The following is a 15,250-nucleotide window of genomic DNA, read 5'->3' as shown; positions in this document are numbered from 1 at the left end:
TTAATGCTTAGGTTTAGGGTGTGCAAAAAACGCATCACATGCGTGCAATATTGGCAGTATACAGCATCACTAATCATTGGTTAACTGAATGTATTGTTCGTTTGGTATTGGGTGATGATGGTATGTTGAGTGATTTATTGTTTACGATTGACTCCGTTCAAGAGGCATATAAAGAGGGGCTAGAAGTAAAAGAGGTCATAAATGAATCGCTTTTACGATTAGAAAATACCGGGGATGCTGGGATTTATTTATATACAGCAACGGAAGAAGAATTAGATAACGCTGTTCAAAACCTTGGCTCTATGGATTTTGATAAACAACCGCTATGGGGGATCCCATTTGCAGTAAAAGATAATATAGATGTCGCGGGAATGCCTACTACAGCTTCTTGTCCTGAGTATTCTTATGTGGCAAAAGACGATGCTTATGTGGTGTCGCTACTGAAGAAAGCAGGGGCTATTGTAATAGGTAAAACTAACCTTGATCAGTTTGCTACTGGATTAGTCGGTACCCGAACACCTCACCTACCACCTAAAAATGCGATTAATGCTGAGTGGGTTCCTGGCGGTTCGAGTTCAGGGTCGGCGGTGGCTGTTTCTCATGGGCAAGTGTGCTTTTCTCTCGGTACTGATACCGCGGGATCGGGAAGAATTCCAGCCGCTTTAAACAATATTGTAGGTTTAAAACCCTCTTTAGGTGCGTTATCAAACCGAGGCGTGATACCAGCTTGTAAGACATTAGATACGGTTTCTATTTTTGCGTTAACGGTTGATGATGCACAACGAGTTTTTGAGTGTTGCGTTCAATATGACGTTAGTGAGCCTTACTCTAAAAAGTTTGATTTTGACAGTAAACCTACATCCGTAGAGGCATTAACGATAGCGATACCTGATAAGGCATCACTTATTGTTGATGATTCAATACAACAACAAGCATTCGAACAAGCTGTTGAATATTGGCAGGGCAAAGGTGCTAAGGTTATCAGTATTGATTTTTCACCTTTCTATGAAGTTGCGAAGTTATTATATGAAGGTCCTTGGGTTGCCGAGCGTTTGTGCGCAGTGACGCCATTTATTGAGGAAAACCCAGACGCTTTTTATTCGGTTACTCGTCAAATCATTGAATCGGGAAAAAAGTTTACAGCAAGTGACTTATTCCAGGCTCAATATCTATTACAAACTTTAAAGCACGAGATCATGCAGTCATTATCTGGCATTGATGCCTTGTGTACCCCTTCTATGCCGGGAGTGGTGACTGTTGATGACGTGAATAAAGATCCTATTGTTCCAAACAGCCGTTTAGGGACTTATACCAATTTTGTTAACTTACTTGATCTTTGTGCTATTGCTGTGCCGGGAGCCCCAAACACGAAACAATCGCCATCCAGTATTACTTTAATTGCACAGAGTGGACATGATCCTATTATTCATCGTCTTGCTAGTGACTATCACCGTGATCACGCTCCTAAATTAGGGGCCACTCCACATTACGTCCCAAATAAAAAAATTGATTTTATTTCTCAAGTTAAAACCGACAACCAAACCATGAATATCGCAGTGGTTGGTGCCCATATGTCCGGTTTGCCATTGAACTATCAATTAACCGAAAAAGGTGGCTATTACCTATATAGCGCCAAAACTCAGCCGACTTATCGATTATATCAATTAGAAGGAAAAGTACCTGCCCGTCCAGGTTTAATTCAAGATGCAAATGGTGTGTCGATTGATGTCGAAGTTTGGGCTTTACCCATCGAAAAGGTTGGGGAGTTTATCGCCGCTATACCAGCGCCATTAACGATAGGGACGATAACACTAAATGACAACCAAGAGGTGAAAGGGTTTTTATGTGAGTCCTATGCGCTAGGGCAAGCTCATGACATTAGCCAGTATGGTGGTTGGAGAAAATATTGTTTAGAAGAAGCGATGTAGTTTGAATTTGTCATATCTAAGGAGAGGTTATGCTTAAAATATTAAGGAATAAAGTGAAGTCCCCAATGGCGTTAAAAGCCGCGAGCTTATTGACGATTTCTTTGCTGAGTAGTTTTGCTACTCAATCTAATGCCAGTTCTCGTGAAGATACTTTAGTTATTTTATCGGGAACAAGCATCAATAGCTTGGACATCCATAGAGCGGGTACCAACCGACCGAGTTACCAAGTTGCCGTCAATATGTATGACCGATTAGTGTCCTTTGGCATTAAGGATAACGGTCAAGGAAGTTTAAAATCGGACTCAACGGTGATTAAACCTGAGTTAGCAACTAGTTGGGAGCTTTCTGAGGACGGGTTGAATTATATTTTTCATTTAAGAGAAGATGCGACTTTCTGGGATGGAACACCAATTACGGCTGAGGATGTGAAGTGGTCATTTGATCGTGCGGTCAGCTTAGGTGGTTTCCCTACCGTTCAAATGAAGGCTGGAGGATTAAATTCACCAGAACAATTTGAAGTGGTTGATAAACATACCTTCAAAGTCATCATGAATGAGCCAAATAAATTAACCTTGCCTGATTTAGCAGTACCTATCCCGATAGTTATCAATTCAACTGTAGCGAAAAAACATGCCACAAAGGAAGACCCTTGGGCTACGGAATATTTACATCAAAACCCTGCTGGTGGTGGTGCTTATATGCTGGAGCGTTGGGTTCCAGGTCAGCAGTTGGTCTACAAGCGATTTGATAAGTGGAAAAATGGCGAGTTACCACAAATGGAGCGCGTCATTGTACGAGATGTGCCGAGTGCTTCAACTCGTCGAGCACTTATCGAGCGAGGAGATGCGGATGTGGCATTAGATTTACCTTCAAAAGATGTGAAGGAATTAATGACAAACCCAACACTGAAAGTCTCTAGCTCCACTATTGATAATACTTTACATGCTGTTGGTATGAATATGGATTTTGAACCATTTTCTAACCCTAAAGTTCGTCAAGCCATCGCTTATGCATTGCCATATAAAGAAATATTTGATGTGGCCGCTTATGGTATTGGTAAACCAATGTGGGGACGAGAAGGTGACAAAGCAAGTTCAGTCGAATGGCCTCAAGCGTTCCCTTATAGCACCAATATTGATAAAGCAAAGGCGTTAATGGAAGAGGCCGGTTATGCAGAGGGCTTTACTGTACCTGTGTCAATGAACCTAGACTTCGCACAATGGATGGAGCCAACAGCTCTGCTTATCCAAGAAAATCTTAAGAAAATTGGTATCACAGCTCCGATTAATAAAATCCCGGGTGCAAGTTGGAGAACAAAAGCTTTAGTTGAAAAAGGTTTAGAGCTTCATCTTAAAAACTTTGGTGGATGGCTGAATTACCCTGATTATTATTTCTTCTGGGCTTATATCAAAGGACACCTCTTTAACTCAATGAATTATGACAATGCCGAAATGAAAGCATTAGTCGATAACACATTGAAAATGCCAATCGAAAACCCTGAATACAACACTAATGTGACCCGTATGATCGATATTGCAACCAGTGAAGTCCCTATGATCCCTCTTTGGCAGCCGACACTAGATGTTGTGATGAAGAAGAATGTGTCGGGATATGTAAATTGGTTCCACCGTCAATTGGATATCCGAGCGTTTACCAAGGAGTAAGTATTATGCTTTACGATAAAATCAGGTTAATCATGAAGCGTTTGATGATGGCTATTCCAACTCTTTTTGGTGTTTTGGTTATATCGTTTTGCTTAACTCGAGCACTGCCGGGCGATCCGGCAGTTTATTTCGCTGGAGCAATGGCAGATGATGCATCCATACAACAAGTTAGGGAAAAACTAGGCCTTGATCGCTCATTACCTTTTCAATTTATGACTTATTGTCAGAACCTTTTACAGGGTGAATTAGGGCAAAGTTTATCGACAGGTCAAAGTGTTACCGATGAATTGAAATCAAGATTACCCGCTTCTTTAGAGCTTACCTTTCTCGGCTTATTCTTAGCATTAGCGGTCGCGATGCCGTTAGGTATTTTAGCCGCACTTAAACCGAATACTTGGGTTGATCACTTGTGTCGAGTATTAGTGACAGCTGGCGCATCAACACCGATATTCTTTAGTGGCTTATTTTTAATGTTTATTTTTTATTATATTTTGGGATGGTCGCCTTCTCCTATCGGTCGTTTAGATTTCATGTACTTGGAGCCACCACATGTTACGGGCTTCTATACCATTGATTCGCTCTTGAATTCTGATTTTGAGACGTTTAAAGCCGCTTTTGCTCAGTTGATTTTGCCTGCGACAACCTTAGCGCTTTGCGCCTTAGCTCCGATAGCAAGAATGACACGTTCTTCAATGATTACAGCATTAGAAAGTGAATATGTACGAGCGGCAAAAGCAAATGGGATCAGTGCTTCCGTTAGAATTTATGTTTATGCGCTCCAAAATGCTTCTTTACCATTATTAACCGTTATTGGTTTGGTGTTTGGTTTTTTATTAGGTGGGAATGTACTTGTAGAGAAAGTGTATTCATGGCCAGGTGTTGGAACCTTTGCCATTGATGCTCTCGTCGCATCAGATTATGCAGCAATACAGGGTTTTGTATTAATTATGGCGGTGCTATTTGTGACGCTAAATTTAATCATAGACATTCTTTATACATTATTTGATCCAAGGATGGGACGTAATGAATAGTATTGTATTAACACAAGAAAATATCTTCCAAAGGCTTTGGTTTATTGCGAGAAAAAACCTGCTATCACTGGCTTCTTTAATATTGTTTGGCTTTTATGCTTTAGTGGCTTTAACCGGTGAATATTGGGTCCCTTTTGATCCATTAGCGAGTGATACTTCGATTGCTTTGCAAGGACCAAACTCTCTGCATTGGTTTGGTACGGATCATTTAGGACGAGATGTGTTTTCAAGAGTAGTGGTGGCAACTCGATTAGATCTGGGTATCGCCGTTGCTGCAGTATCGATTAGCTTTGTCGTTGGAACATTTCTAGGGAGCTTAGCCGGATATTTTGGAGGGTGGTATGAGAGGATTATTGGTCGATTAGCCGATATCGTTCTGGCTTTTCCTCTTTTTGTTCTCGCAATGGGGATTGTTGCGGTGATGGGGAATTCTTTAATTAACGTTATTTATGCTACTGCGATTATTAATATTCCGTTTTATATTCGAATCGCACGAGCGGAAGTGAGTTTACAAAGAGATCGTCAATATGTTCAAGCAGCGCTTTTATCAGGCAACTCACACATTAGAACATTAGGGGCACATATTTTACCTAATTGCCTACCCAACCTAATCGTTCAAATCTCTATCAATATGGGGTGGGCAATACTTAATGCTGCGGGTTTATCTTTCATCGGATTAGGTGTTCGTCCTCCTGTTGCGGAATGGGGAATATTAGTTGCGGAAGGTTCTGACTATATTATTTCTGGGCATTGGTGGTTAGTGCTATTTCCAGGATTCATTTTAATGTTAGCCGTGTTTACCTTCAATTTGGTCGGAGACACATTACGTGATCTCGCTGATCCACAAAAAAGGAAGTAACTTATGGATAAGAAAAAGCAGCCTTTGCTAACTGTCAATAAACTGGCGATCGACTTTGAAACCAAATTAGGCGTTGTGCGAGCAGTAGAAAATGTGAGCTTCTCGTTAGAGAAAGGTGAAATCCTCGCCCTTGTCGGAGAAAGCGGTAGTGGAAAATCGGTCACAGCATACAGCATATTGAATTTATTAGATAAAAATGGCTCTCTTGCATTAGGTGAAATAATTTATGATGGCATGCCTCTGCACCGTGCTGACTCTCAATTATTAAAAGAGATACGTGGACGAGAAATTTCTATGATTTTTCAAAACCCTATGTCGACTTTGAATCCTATTCGCAAAGTCGGTGAACACTTGAGAGATATGCTTCGTACACATGGTTATGCTTCATGGTCGAGTATCAATAAGGAAATCGAAAAGTTATTACAACAAGTTGAAATTTATGATGTCGAACGTGTCAAAGATTCTTATCCTTTCGAGTTAAGTGGCGGGATGTGTCAAAGGGTTATGATTGCGTTAGCTTTAGCGTGCCGTTCAAGAATGTTAATAGCAGATGAACCTACCACTGGCTTAGATGTTACTACTCAAAAATCCATTATGGACTTAATTCATAACTTAGCAAAAACTGAAGGTTTAGCGGTAATTTTAATTACCCATGATCTTGGTATTGCCGCTGAGTACTGTGATAAGTTTGTGGTAATGGAAAAAGGTAAGGTGGTAGAAAAGAATACTCGACAAGATTTTTTTACTCACTCAACCCATCCTTATACAAAGAAATTGTTACAAGCTACCCCATCAAAAGATGGCAGCGTGGCCGATCTGACTGTAACACCGCCAGATTATTTATCACTACCAGAGCCAGAAATTAGTGAGAAACCATTACTGGTCGTTGACGGATTACGAAAAACCTACCTTAAAAAGAAAAGCGCATTTATCCCTTTTTCTAAACCGACGTATGAAGAGTTTGTCGCCGTTGATGGAAGTAGTTTCTCTATTTACTCTGGTGAGTGTGTTGGTTTAGTCGGGGGATCTGGGAGTGGTAAATCTACGACTTCAAAATTACTTACTCGTTTGGAAGATGCCACAGCTGGCAGCATCAAATTTTCTGGAGTCGATATATCGAGCATTTCTAATAAAGACTTTATTAAGCATCCATTACGAAAAGATATTCAAATGGTGTTTCAAGATCCCACAGGGTCATTAAACCCTAGACATTCAGTTTTTGACTTAATTGCTGAGCCTTTATTGAGGTTAGGTGACAAATTGAGTAAGCAGCAATTAAAATCAAAAGTCGAAGAACTGGTTGAGCAAGTGGGACTACCGATGCACTTGATTACTCGTTTGCCTCATCAGCTAAGTGGAGGGCAAAAAGCTCGTGTAGGTATAGCGAGAGCGGTGGCTTTAAAACCTAAGTTTTTGATACTTGATGAGCCTACTTCAGCGTTAGACGTGTCTGTTCAAGCGACGGTTTTACAATTGCTTGAAAAGTTAAGAAGAGAACTTGGGCTGAGTTACTTGTTTGTTAGCCATGATCTTCATGTAGTCAAAATGTTAAGTCAGCGAATTTTAGTAATGCAAGAGGGGAAAATCGTTGAACAAGGTAAGACACAAGAAGTGATGTACTCTCCAAAGCACCCTTACACGAAAAAGCTGATTGAATCGATTCCACATATTAAAGATATCATTGTGTCCGATGATAATGTTGTTGAGTATCAATTTGCATAAGAGTTAAATGATGGTTAACTGAGTGTTTTGGTTGATAAGCGTCGAGTGGGTAAGACATGCTGACAGAAAGAAGCTTTTACTTATAACGGCCTCACCAAAACACTGTATTTTTCATTGGTAAAAGAGTTAGTCGATATTGGCACATGAGTTAGCCTAGATCATTACCACTGAACACAGCTCTAAATTTTTCGTATCTATACCGTAGTACCTCTTTTTTAATAATTGAGTAGTATTTGATTTTTATGAAACAACAAACCTTAGAAAGTAAGGATCTTGTACCGTTTATTGGCCAGCGTAGCCGTGTTACGGAGATTTTAAATAGTCAAAGGCGTTTATCTATTTCAATGATTTGCAAGCGATAAGAATGGGTCAAAAATTCCTTGTTAAAGGATATCAATTGGTTGACTGAAAGAAAGTTTAACCTACATATCACTATAGGACATCACCCCATTATTCAGGCTGAATATTGACAAACTATCTACGCTTTCTAGCTATATATAGAAAAGCATGCCTGCACGCATTACCCACCAACATCAACAAACACAAAAACGCCCTGAACTTCATTAAGCTCAGGGCGTTATTTTATATGCTTTTTATCAATAACAATTAATAGTGATACGGGAACTTAGAGAAGTCTTTTGGACGTTTTTCTAAGAATGAATCACGGCCTTCGCGCGCTTCATCAGTACCGTAGGCGAGGCGTGTGGCTTCACCGGCGAAGAGTTGTTGTCCAACCATGCCATCGTCAGTCATGTTTAAGCCAAACTTCATCATGCGTAGTGCGGTTGGTGATTTTTGGCAAATGATCTTACCCCACTCAAGCGCTTCTTTTTCAAGATCAGCATGTGGAACCACTTTGTTAACCATGCCCATTTCAAAGGCATCTTGTGCGCTGTAGTCTAAACCTAGGAAGAATATTTCACGGGCTTTCTTTTGGCCAACCATTTTCGCTAGGTAAGCTGAACCGTAGCCAGAGTCAAAGCTCGCCACATCGAGATCGGTTTGTTTAAATACCGCGTGTTCTTCTGAGGCAATTGTCATATCACACACGACATGCAATGAGTGACCGCCGCCAGCAGCCCAACCCGGTACTACGGCGATCACGGCTTTTGGCATAAAGCGGATCAAACGTTGTACTTCTAGAATGTGTAGTCTGCCTAGTTTTGCAGGGTCGATTTGGTCTTGTGGCATGCCTTCGTATTTGTAGCCATCTTTGCCACGAATACGTTGATCGCCACCTGAACAAAATGCCCAGCCGCCATCGCGAGCACTAGGGCCGTTACCGGTCAGCAATACACAGCCTACATCGCTCCACATGCGTGCATGTTCAAGCGCGCAAAAAAGCTCATCGACGGTTTTAGGACGAAATGCGTTGCGACATTCTGGGCGGTTAAAGGCGATACGGACTACTCCGGCATCTACTGCGCGGTGGTAGGTAATATCTTCAAATGAAAAACCTTCAACTTCTTGCCAATCTTCAGGGTTAAAAATATCTGAAACTTTATTCATGCTGACAGACCTTTATTTGGTTTAGTTCGATGTATTAATCTTGTTTTATTTCGGTGGCTAATGTTTGTTTCTTTAACGCGACCAGTGTGATTAGCATAGAAACCACAGCCATGATCGCCATTAATAAGTAAATCGCCGTAAAGCCAGAATCTAAGGCTTGAGGGCTATATTCTGCAAGGCTATTTTGTTTGGCAATGCCATCATGATTTAGGCTCAATTGGAATACGGTTGAACATGCGGCAACGCCGATGGCTCCCCCTAATTCACGACCAAAGTTAAATAATGACATGCCAATACCGCGATCTTTTGCTGGTAATACGTTTTGCACCATTACGCCAATCGCTGGCAGAGTAAAGCCGATACCTAGACCTGCTAAACCGAGCGCTACCGCTGGATAAAAGTGTTGTTGGATCATCGCAAAGCTAATCGCCGCTAGTAAAAAGCCAAACAATGCATAGCGTTTGGTTTCACCAGATTTATTGACTAGCTTACCACCGCAGTAGGCGCCAATGGTGATGCTAAACATGAAGATCACCATGATTTCGCCACTGGCTGAAGCGGATAAACCACGTTGCCACTGCATTTGCATTGGTAGGTACACCAAAATGGCAAACATTAATAACTGTGAGCATAAAATCAGTAAGATGCAAACCAAATAGTTGGGTAGCTTAGCTAAGCGAGCAGGTAGCATAGGATCGGAAACGCGTCGTTCGACCAAAATTAATATTAAGATTGAGGCAATAAACGCACCGCCAGTCCAGCTAGTAGGAAGTTCGGCTTCAGGTGAAAGTAAAAGCAGTAAGCTGGTGGAGCAGATCATTAGCATCATCGCGCCTAACCAATCAAATTTCGAATCACGCTTTTTATTTAAATGTGAAAGGTTGCGACGAATCAAAAATACCGCCAGTAAACCGAGCGGGATATTAATCCAAAATACCCAGCGCCAAGATAGATGCTCGGCAAAGTAGCCGCCAAGTAATGGGCCTGCGATACTGGAAACCGCATAGACCATCGAGATGAAGCCTTGGTATTTGCCTACTTCACGCGCCGGAATACAGTCGGCAATCACGGTAAAGGCGAGGGCAATTAAGCCACCACCACCTATGCCTTGAATGACACGAGCAATGATTAAGGTTGGTAAATCTTGCGCGAAGCCACATGCTGCCGAGCCGAGAACAAAGAGCGTAATGCCGATATACAGCATTTTCACACGGCCTAGAATGTCGCTGAGTTTGCCATAAACCGGTAATACTGCGGTCGCCGCTAATAAATAAGCCGTGACTACCCAAGTGAGTGCATTACCTGCATTGAGTTGCTCACCAATGATAGGCAGTGGGGTGGTGACGATACTTTTTTCTAATGAGCCTAGCGCAATGACAAGCGCGACACTCATGAATATTTTTTGTGGTGAAACCGCTTTTTGTTCAGTCACTATTTTTCCTCAACACAACTTTTATCAAAATTATTTTTATTAAAGATATGTCTGTTCAAAATCGAGATTAATACGCAAGTGAATTAACCTGAACTGCGGCACAGCGTGTTTAGTCTGTTATCCGCAGTGTAGGATGCTTCATTAAACCTTTAGCCATTAACCAATAAACGATAAGTAGCCTTGGATGATAATTAAGTTAACGATATCAATGAAAAAGGCACCAACAATTGGCACGACCATAAAGGCTTGTGGTGATGGCCCGTAATGCGTCACGATTGAACCCATGTTCATTACCGCGGTTGGTGTGGCACCCAAACCAAAACCACAGTGACCGCCAGTGATCACCGCTGCATCATAGTTTGAGCCCATCACGCGGAACGTTATATTGTAAGCGAATACCGCCAAAATAACGGTTTGCACACATAAAATAACCAACAGTGGGATCGCGAGTGAAAAGATTTCCCACAATTGCAAACTCATTAATGCCATGGCTAAGAATAACGATAAAGACACGGTTCCGAGAATATCAACCGTATCGGTATTGAGCTTGTACTTACCTGATACCTCAAAAATATTGGTGATAATCACACCTAAGAATAGGGCATATACAAAGTCTGGGATCTTTAACCAACTAATCTCAAAGGTATTCACCCATTGCTCAACATAAACCGCACCCACTACACAAATCAGCATAGTAAATAAGGTTTCAATCACGCGATAAGCGGAGACTTTATCTTCTTCTCGGTCGTTATAAGTCACGACATCTGGGAAACTGTCATGATGCTTATCACCTGCGCCGTATTCTGAGACTAGGTTGTGCTTTTGAATGCGTCGTTGTGCAACGGGCCCGCCAATAATACCACCGACAATTAAGCCAAAGGTCGCGGCAGCCATCGCAAATTCAAGTGTATTAATGCCATAGGTATTTTGGAAAGTGCTTGCCCAAGCCGCGCCTGTACCGTGTCCGCCAGATAGCGTGATAGAGCCGGCTACTAAACCAAGTAGTGGGTTGATCCCCAAGGCTTCCGCTAAGCCAACGCCTACCGCATTTTGAATAATGATATAGATAGAGGCAACACCAAGGAAAATAAAGACTTTTTTACCACCTTTTAGTAACTGAGTGTAGCTTGCTGATAGGCCAACCGTAGTAAAGAAGAGCAACATCAAGGTGTGTTCTAGCGGCAAATCAAATTCAAGTGTGATGTTTTGGAAATGTAGAATAGTGCTAATAATCGCCACAACCAAGCCACCGACAATTGGCTCAGGGACTTTATATTTAGATAAAAATGGCACCTTGGAATTAATAAAATGACCGAGTAGCAACACGAAGATCGCGAGCAAAAAAGACTCGATAGAATTCACAGGATAAACTGTATTCATATACTGCCTCTAAAAAAGTAAAACTTAAGGAGTGAAAATGTAGACCGCCGTTATTGAGCATAGACAATAAATGACGTGGATAGACATCATTTAGAGCAATTAGGACAAATGATCACATCGTTCGTTACTTATGTTTCGAAGTAACAAAAAGTTGAGTCATTAGTGGCTCTAGTGGTTAGTAAAGTTTGATCTTGATTGAATTATTGACATGGATTTTTCAATTTTATGACGTCTGAACAAAAGTAGGATTTAGTATGTTAAATAATTGTTTCGTTTTTTGTTCTAGAACCCGATTATTGGAGATTTTATGCCTGTTTTATTTTGCCAATCATGTTGCCGCGATACTCAACATAAAGCGGTATTACGCAAGCGAGCGGAAGATGATATGTCATTAAAAAACAAGTTCCAAAAATTCAATGAGTTGATCAATCAGCTTTTCAGCGGCGTACCTTACCACAAAATGGACCGTGTGTGTTTATGCCGTTATTGTAATCATCAAAATGCCGTATATTCGTTAGATTCTACTCATTGAGAACAGTAGCTATCCAGACGATTTTTTATATACCAATACTTTTCTTTCACTAGCTCTTACTCGCAAGTAAAAACTCAAGTACAGTAAGTCATTATCACTCTATATCTAAAATGGAAGTGCACAATGACGCGTTATTACGATCATGCTTTATCGGTTTGGCAGTACTTAAAACTCGATCAATCTCTTCAAAAAACCGATGCTTTATTACTTCTAGGCAGTTCTGATTTACGTGTTGGTGAGCGAGCCGCTGAGCTTTATCATCAAGGTATCGCCCCGTTATTGATTATTTCTGGCGGCAAAGGCCGAATGACCGATGGGTTGTTTGAACATTCTGAAGCGGAAACTTTTGCCAAAATCGCCATTGATTGCGGTGTTCCTCATCATGCTATTTTACTTGAAGACCAATCGACCAATACCGGCGAGAACTTTCGTTTCACACAACAATTATTAGAATCTAAAGGTCTTACGCTTAGCAGTGTGACTTTAGTGCAAAAACCTTACATGGAACGTCGTGCGTTGGCGACCTGCCAGCAACTTTGGCCACAGGTTCAAGCGCAAGTAAGCTCTCCTCAACTTGAATTCCTCGATTATTGCAGCGCGCTGCATCCTTCTTCTGAAGTGATAAACCTGATGGTAGGTGAAATTCAGCGTTTGAAAACCTATCCCACACAAGGTTTCTTTGCCGCTCAAGACATTCCAGAATCAGTTGAACAAGCATTTTCCGCCTTATGCAATATCGGTTATGACGAGCACGTGGATGTGTAATATGAAAATGACGATCTCTACTCAATCATGGCCAATCAATGGCGCGTTTACTATTTCTCGTGGTTCGAAAACTCATGCCGATGTAGTGGTCGTTACCTTAGAGCAACAAGGATATGTCGGGCGAGGGGAATGCGTTCCTTATGCTCGCTATGGCGAGTCAATTGAACAAGTGATGGCTGATTTAGAAACAATTTCTGAGCAGTTATCCCAAGTCGATTCAGCGCAAGATATTCAGCAGTTATTACCGGCAGGCGCAGCGCGTAATGCCTTAGATTGCGCATGGTGGGATTTACACTGTAAACAGCAACAAAAGACCATTTGGCAGTTGCTTGAGATTGAACCTCATGATCTCACTACGGCGTTTACTTTATCTTTAGCCAGCCCTGAAAAAATGGGCGCCGATGCCAAAGCAAATCAAGCTCGCCCAGTGCTGAAATTAAAATTAGCCGGAGAAGGCGATATTGAACGAGTGGCTGCGGTAAGACGTCATTCCCCTAATGCGAAGATTATTGTTGATGCCAATGAAGGCTGGGATGTGGAATTGTATAACGCGATGATCCCTCAACTTAAAGCATTGAACGTGGCGATGATCGAACAACCATTTCCTGCTGATAAAGACCACTGGCTTGATGGGCTAGAACGTCCAATCACCTTGTGTGCCGATGAGTCATGTCACGGCGTTGCAAGCTTAGCTAAGCTGGTGGGGCGCTATGATATGGCCAATATTAAGCTTGATAAAACGGGTGGATTAACCGAAGCGCTTAAACTGAAACAAGCCGCTATAGAACAAGGTATGCAAGTTATGGTCGGTTGCATGGTCGGCTCGTCACTTGGCATGGCACCAGCTTTTGTAGTGGCGCAAGGCGTACAAGTGGTTGATCTCGACGGCCCACTTCTATTAGCTCAAGATCATCCACAAGGCTTTGAATTTGATGTTTCTACAATGAAGGTGATGAGTCCGGAGTTGTGGGGGTAGGTGAGTTTATCGTAAGCAACCCCCTCTAACTCCCCCTTATATCAACACTTCTTATCTCAATAGTGATTCGATAAAGGGGGAGAACATTACGTGGCGCGCTGAAAATCAAACTAATTTAATCAATTCTTTAGTTTGTTTTTTATAGACTAGTTTCCTGTACAGCGGACAAGCTCTCCCCCTTGAGCGTTGGAGTTACTTGGCCTATTAGTCAATATAAGGGGGAGTTGGAGGGGGTTGCATGGGAAAGATCTATAACTTACAAAAAACGAAAGCATACCGTTCATCACTTAGGAGTAACTTAACTCCAGCAGAAAAAATATTGTGGTTTCATATTAAGAATAATCAACTAGGAGTTAAATTCAGGCGTCAACATGGCATTGGAAGCTACATTGTTGATTTCTACTGCTCAAAGTTGAATTTGGTGATTGAAGTCGATGGTCACAGCCATTATACCGAGCAAGGTGTTCAGTATGATTTGAAAAGAAATCAGTATCTTAAAAAGAACGGATTAAATATTCTTAGATTTACTAACCAGCAAGTTCGTGAAGAATTGGCGGCAGTAATCCAGCAGATTCATATTTATATACAGACGAAATTAAGAGATCAGTATTAAAATCGCTTGGTCAGCAATTCCACCAACATATCCAAATAATGCTCACAGGCGTAATCGGCTGAAACAGGTGGCAATTCTACCGTCACGCACAATAAATCACGTTCGGCACACCAAGAACCAAATGAACCTGGTGTGTCGTAGCCAACGTCTTTCACCATCGGCAAGTTCATTTTCTGAGATAACCAATGCGCCAAAGGTGAAAAGCTAGGATCGTCAATGCAGGCTAAAGGTTCATGGAATGAGGTTACCCATGCTGGGTTGAGCTCTTCAATTAGCTGACATAGTGCCGCGGTTTCTGGTTCTGAATTGCCTGTCTCACCGGTTCCCACGGCAACATCGCGCTCGGGCTCTTGAGTACTCCAACGATATACCGTGCCGCCGGCTTGCCAATTTTGACTAGCAAAGTTGCGGTTTAAATCCACTCCATTGGCATTGGTGCGAGTCCCAAATTGATTACCATCTGGGTTCATACTGAGCACAACATGGTGGCGAAGTTGACCAGCTTTTATTGAACGAAGCGCGCAAGATAGGCTAACAATTGAAGCCGTTTCATCACCATGAGTCCCGGCGATAATCAGTCCGGTATCTTCATCTTGGATTTGCGCGGGAAAATACACTAACGGCGCACCGAGTACAGAATGGCCATAGGTAGTGGGTTTGAATTGAAATTGAGCGCGTTGCTCACGAGGTCGAAGAATGACAGCCATACGATCTTCCTAATCTAGATTTGTAAATCCATTATTAAGCAGTATTACCGAATTAGGCTCACATAGAAAGTATAAAATCGTAATAAAAATATGGGTTAAAACCATAGTTAACGTTATAGTTATTATTATCTT

At 41.7% G+C, this 15,250-nt stretch carries 13 protein-coding genes; 9 read left to right on the top strand and 4 right to left on the bottom strand.

From position 1 onward, the window contains the following. Positions 1–20: 20 nt before the first annotated feature. The 5 genes from atzF to L3V25_RS01460 are packed head-to-tail and all read left to right on the top strand — an operon-like array spanning position 21 to position 7,204. Entirely contained in the window at positions 21–1,928 is a 1,908-nt protein-coding gene (atzF, locus tag L3V25_RS01480; protein ID WP_237293736.1) for an allophanate hydrolase, read from the top strand. Between the two features lie 29 nt (positions 1,929–1,957). After that, the gene (locus L3V25_RS01475; RefSeq protein ID WP_237293735.1) at positions 1,958–3,592 is read left to right on the top strand and encodes an ABC transporter substrate-binding protein; all 1,635 of its coding nucleotides are present in this window, start codon (positions 1,958–1,960) and stop codon (positions 3,590–3,592) included. A gap of 5 nt (positions 3,593–3,597) precedes the next feature. Next, a complete protein-coding gene (locus tag L3V25_RS01470) occupies positions 3,598–4,623 on the top strand; it encodes an ABC transporter permease (RefSeq protein WP_237293734.1) in 1,026 nt (341 codons plus the stop codon). Continuing rightward, positions 4,616–5,482 carry an ABC transporter permease gene (locus L3V25_RS01465; protein ID WP_237293733.1) on the top strand — a complete coding sequence of 289 codons (867 nt, stop codon included), beginning with the start codon at positions 4,616–4,618 and terminating at the stop codon, positions 5,480–5,482. The genes L3V25_RS01470 and L3V25_RS01465 overlap by 8 nt, the downstream gene beginning before the upstream one ends. Before the next feature lie 3 nt (positions 5,483–5,485). After that, a complete protein-coding gene (locus L3V25_RS01460; RefSeq protein ID WP_237293732.1) occupies positions 5,486–7,204 on the top strand; it encodes an ABC transporter ATP-binding protein in 1,719 nt (572 codons plus the stop codon). A 606-nt stretch (positions 7,205–7,810) separates the two neighbouring features. Here the strand turns inward: L3V25_RS01460 and L3V25_RS01455 are convergent. The 3 genes from L3V25_RS01455 to gltS all read right to left on the bottom strand — a co-directional run bounded on the left by L3V25_RS01455 (position 7,811) and on the right by gltS (position 11,525). Further along, a complete protein-coding gene (locus L3V25_RS01455; RefSeq protein WP_193000112.1) occupies positions 7,811–8,713 on the bottom strand; it encodes a 1,4-dihydroxy-2-naphthoyl-CoA synthase in 903 nt (300 codons plus the stop codon). 34 nt (positions 8,714–8,747) lie between these two features. After that, the gene (locus L3V25_RS01450; RefSeq protein ID WP_237294324.1) at positions 8,748–10,106 is read right to left on the bottom strand and encodes an MDR family MFS transporter; all 1,359 of its coding nucleotides are present in this window, start codon (positions 10,104–10,106) and stop codon (positions 8,748–8,750) included. 195 nt (positions 10,107–10,301) lie between these two features. After that, positions 10,302–11,525: a sodium/glutamate symporter gene (gltS, locus tag L3V25_RS01445; protein WP_237293731.1), complete on the bottom strand. Its 1,224-nt coding sequence runs from the start codon at positions 11,523–11,525 to the stop codon at positions 10,302–10,304. Between the two features lie 307 nt (positions 11,526–11,832). Between gltS and L3V25_RS01440 the strand changes: the two genes are divergently transcribed. From L3V25_RS01440 to L3V25_RS01425, 4 genes are all read left to right on the top strand, one after another. Continuing rightward, entirely contained in the window at positions 11,833–12,057 is a 225-nt protein-coding gene (locus tag L3V25_RS01440; protein ID WP_237293730.1) for a hypothetical protein, read from the top strand. Between the two features lie 123 nt (positions 12,058–12,180). Further along, positions 12,181–12,822: a YdcF family protein gene (locus L3V25_RS01435; RefSeq protein WP_237293729.1), complete on the top strand. Its 642-nt coding sequence runs from the start codon at positions 12,181–12,183 to the stop codon at positions 12,820–12,822. Between the two features lies 1 nt (position 12,823). Continuing rightward, positions 12,824–13,798 (top strand): N-acetyl-D-Glu racemase DgcA, encoded by a 975-nt coding sequence (gene dgcA / locus L3V25_RS01430; protein ID WP_237293728.1) that lies wholly within the window; start codon positions 12,824–12,826, stop codon positions 13,796–13,798. 238 nt (positions 13,799–14,036) lie between these two features. Further along, positions 14,037–14,411: an endonuclease domain-containing protein gene (locus tag L3V25_RS01425; RefSeq protein WP_237293727.1), complete on the top strand. Its 375-nt coding sequence runs from the start codon at positions 14,037–14,039 to the stop codon at positions 14,409–14,411. On the opposite strand, the gene mpaA is transcribed toward L3V25_RS01425, so the two are convergent. Continuing rightward, a complete protein-coding gene (mpaA, locus tag L3V25_RS01420; RefSeq protein WP_237293726.1) occupies positions 14,408–15,118 on the bottom strand; it encodes a murein tripeptide amidase MpaA in 711 nt (236 codons plus the stop codon). The genes L3V25_RS01425 and mpaA overlap by 4 nt on opposite strands. Positions 15,119–15,250: the final 132 nt, after the last annotated feature.

The organism is Vibrio sp. CK2-1, assembly GCF_021726515.1.
Lineage (GTDB): Bacteria > Pseudomonadota > Gammaproteobacteria > Enterobacterales > Vibrionaceae > Vibrio.
This window is presented reverse-complemented; position numbering and strand designations above follow the sequence as displayed.

Coding starts and splice junctions, on each gene's coding strand:
- mpaA (WP_237293726.1), bottom strand. CDS start 15,118: ATGGCTGTCATTCTTCGACCTCGTGAGCAACGCGCTCAATTTCAATTC.
- L3V25_RS01425 (WP_237293727.1), top strand. CDS start 14,037: ATGGGAAAGATCTATAACTTACAAAAAACGAAAGCATACCGTTCATCA.
- L3V25_RS01435 (WP_237293729.1), top strand. CDS start 12,181: ATGACGCGTTATTACGATCATGCTTTATCGGTTTGGCAGTACTTAAAA.
- dgcA (WP_237293728.1), top strand. CDS start 12,824: ATGAAAATGACGATCTCTACTCAATCATGGCCAATCAATGGCGCGTTT.
- L3V25_RS01465 (WP_237293733.1), top strand. CDS start 4,616: ATGAATAGTATTGTATTAACACAAGAAAATATCTTCCAAAGGCTTTGG.
- L3V25_RS01475 (WP_237293735.1), top strand. CDS start 1,958: ATGCTTAAAATATTAAGGAATAAAGTGAAGTCCCCAATGGCGTTAAAA.
- gltS (WP_237293731.1), bottom strand. CDS start 11,525: ATGAATACAGTTTATCCTGTGAATTCTATCGAGTCTTTTTTGCTCGCG.
- L3V25_RS01460 (WP_237293732.1), top strand. CDS start 5,486: ATGGATAAGAAAAAGCAGCCTTTGCTAACTGTCAATAAACTGGCGATC.
- L3V25_RS01470 (WP_237293734.1), top strand. CDS start 3,598: ATGCTTTACGATAAAATCAGGTTAATCATGAAGCGTTTGATGATGGCT.
- L3V25_RS01455 (WP_193000112.1), bottom strand. CDS start 8,713: ATGAATAAAGTTTCAGATATTTTTAACCCTGAAGATTGGCAAGAAGTT.
- L3V25_RS01450 (WP_237294324.1), bottom strand. CDS start 10,106: ATGAGTGTCGCGCTTGTCATTGCGCTAGGCTCATTAGAAAAAAGTATC.
- L3V25_RS01440 (WP_237293730.1), top strand. CDS start 11,833: ATGCCTGTTTTATTTTGCCAATCATGTTGCCGCGATACTCAACATAAA.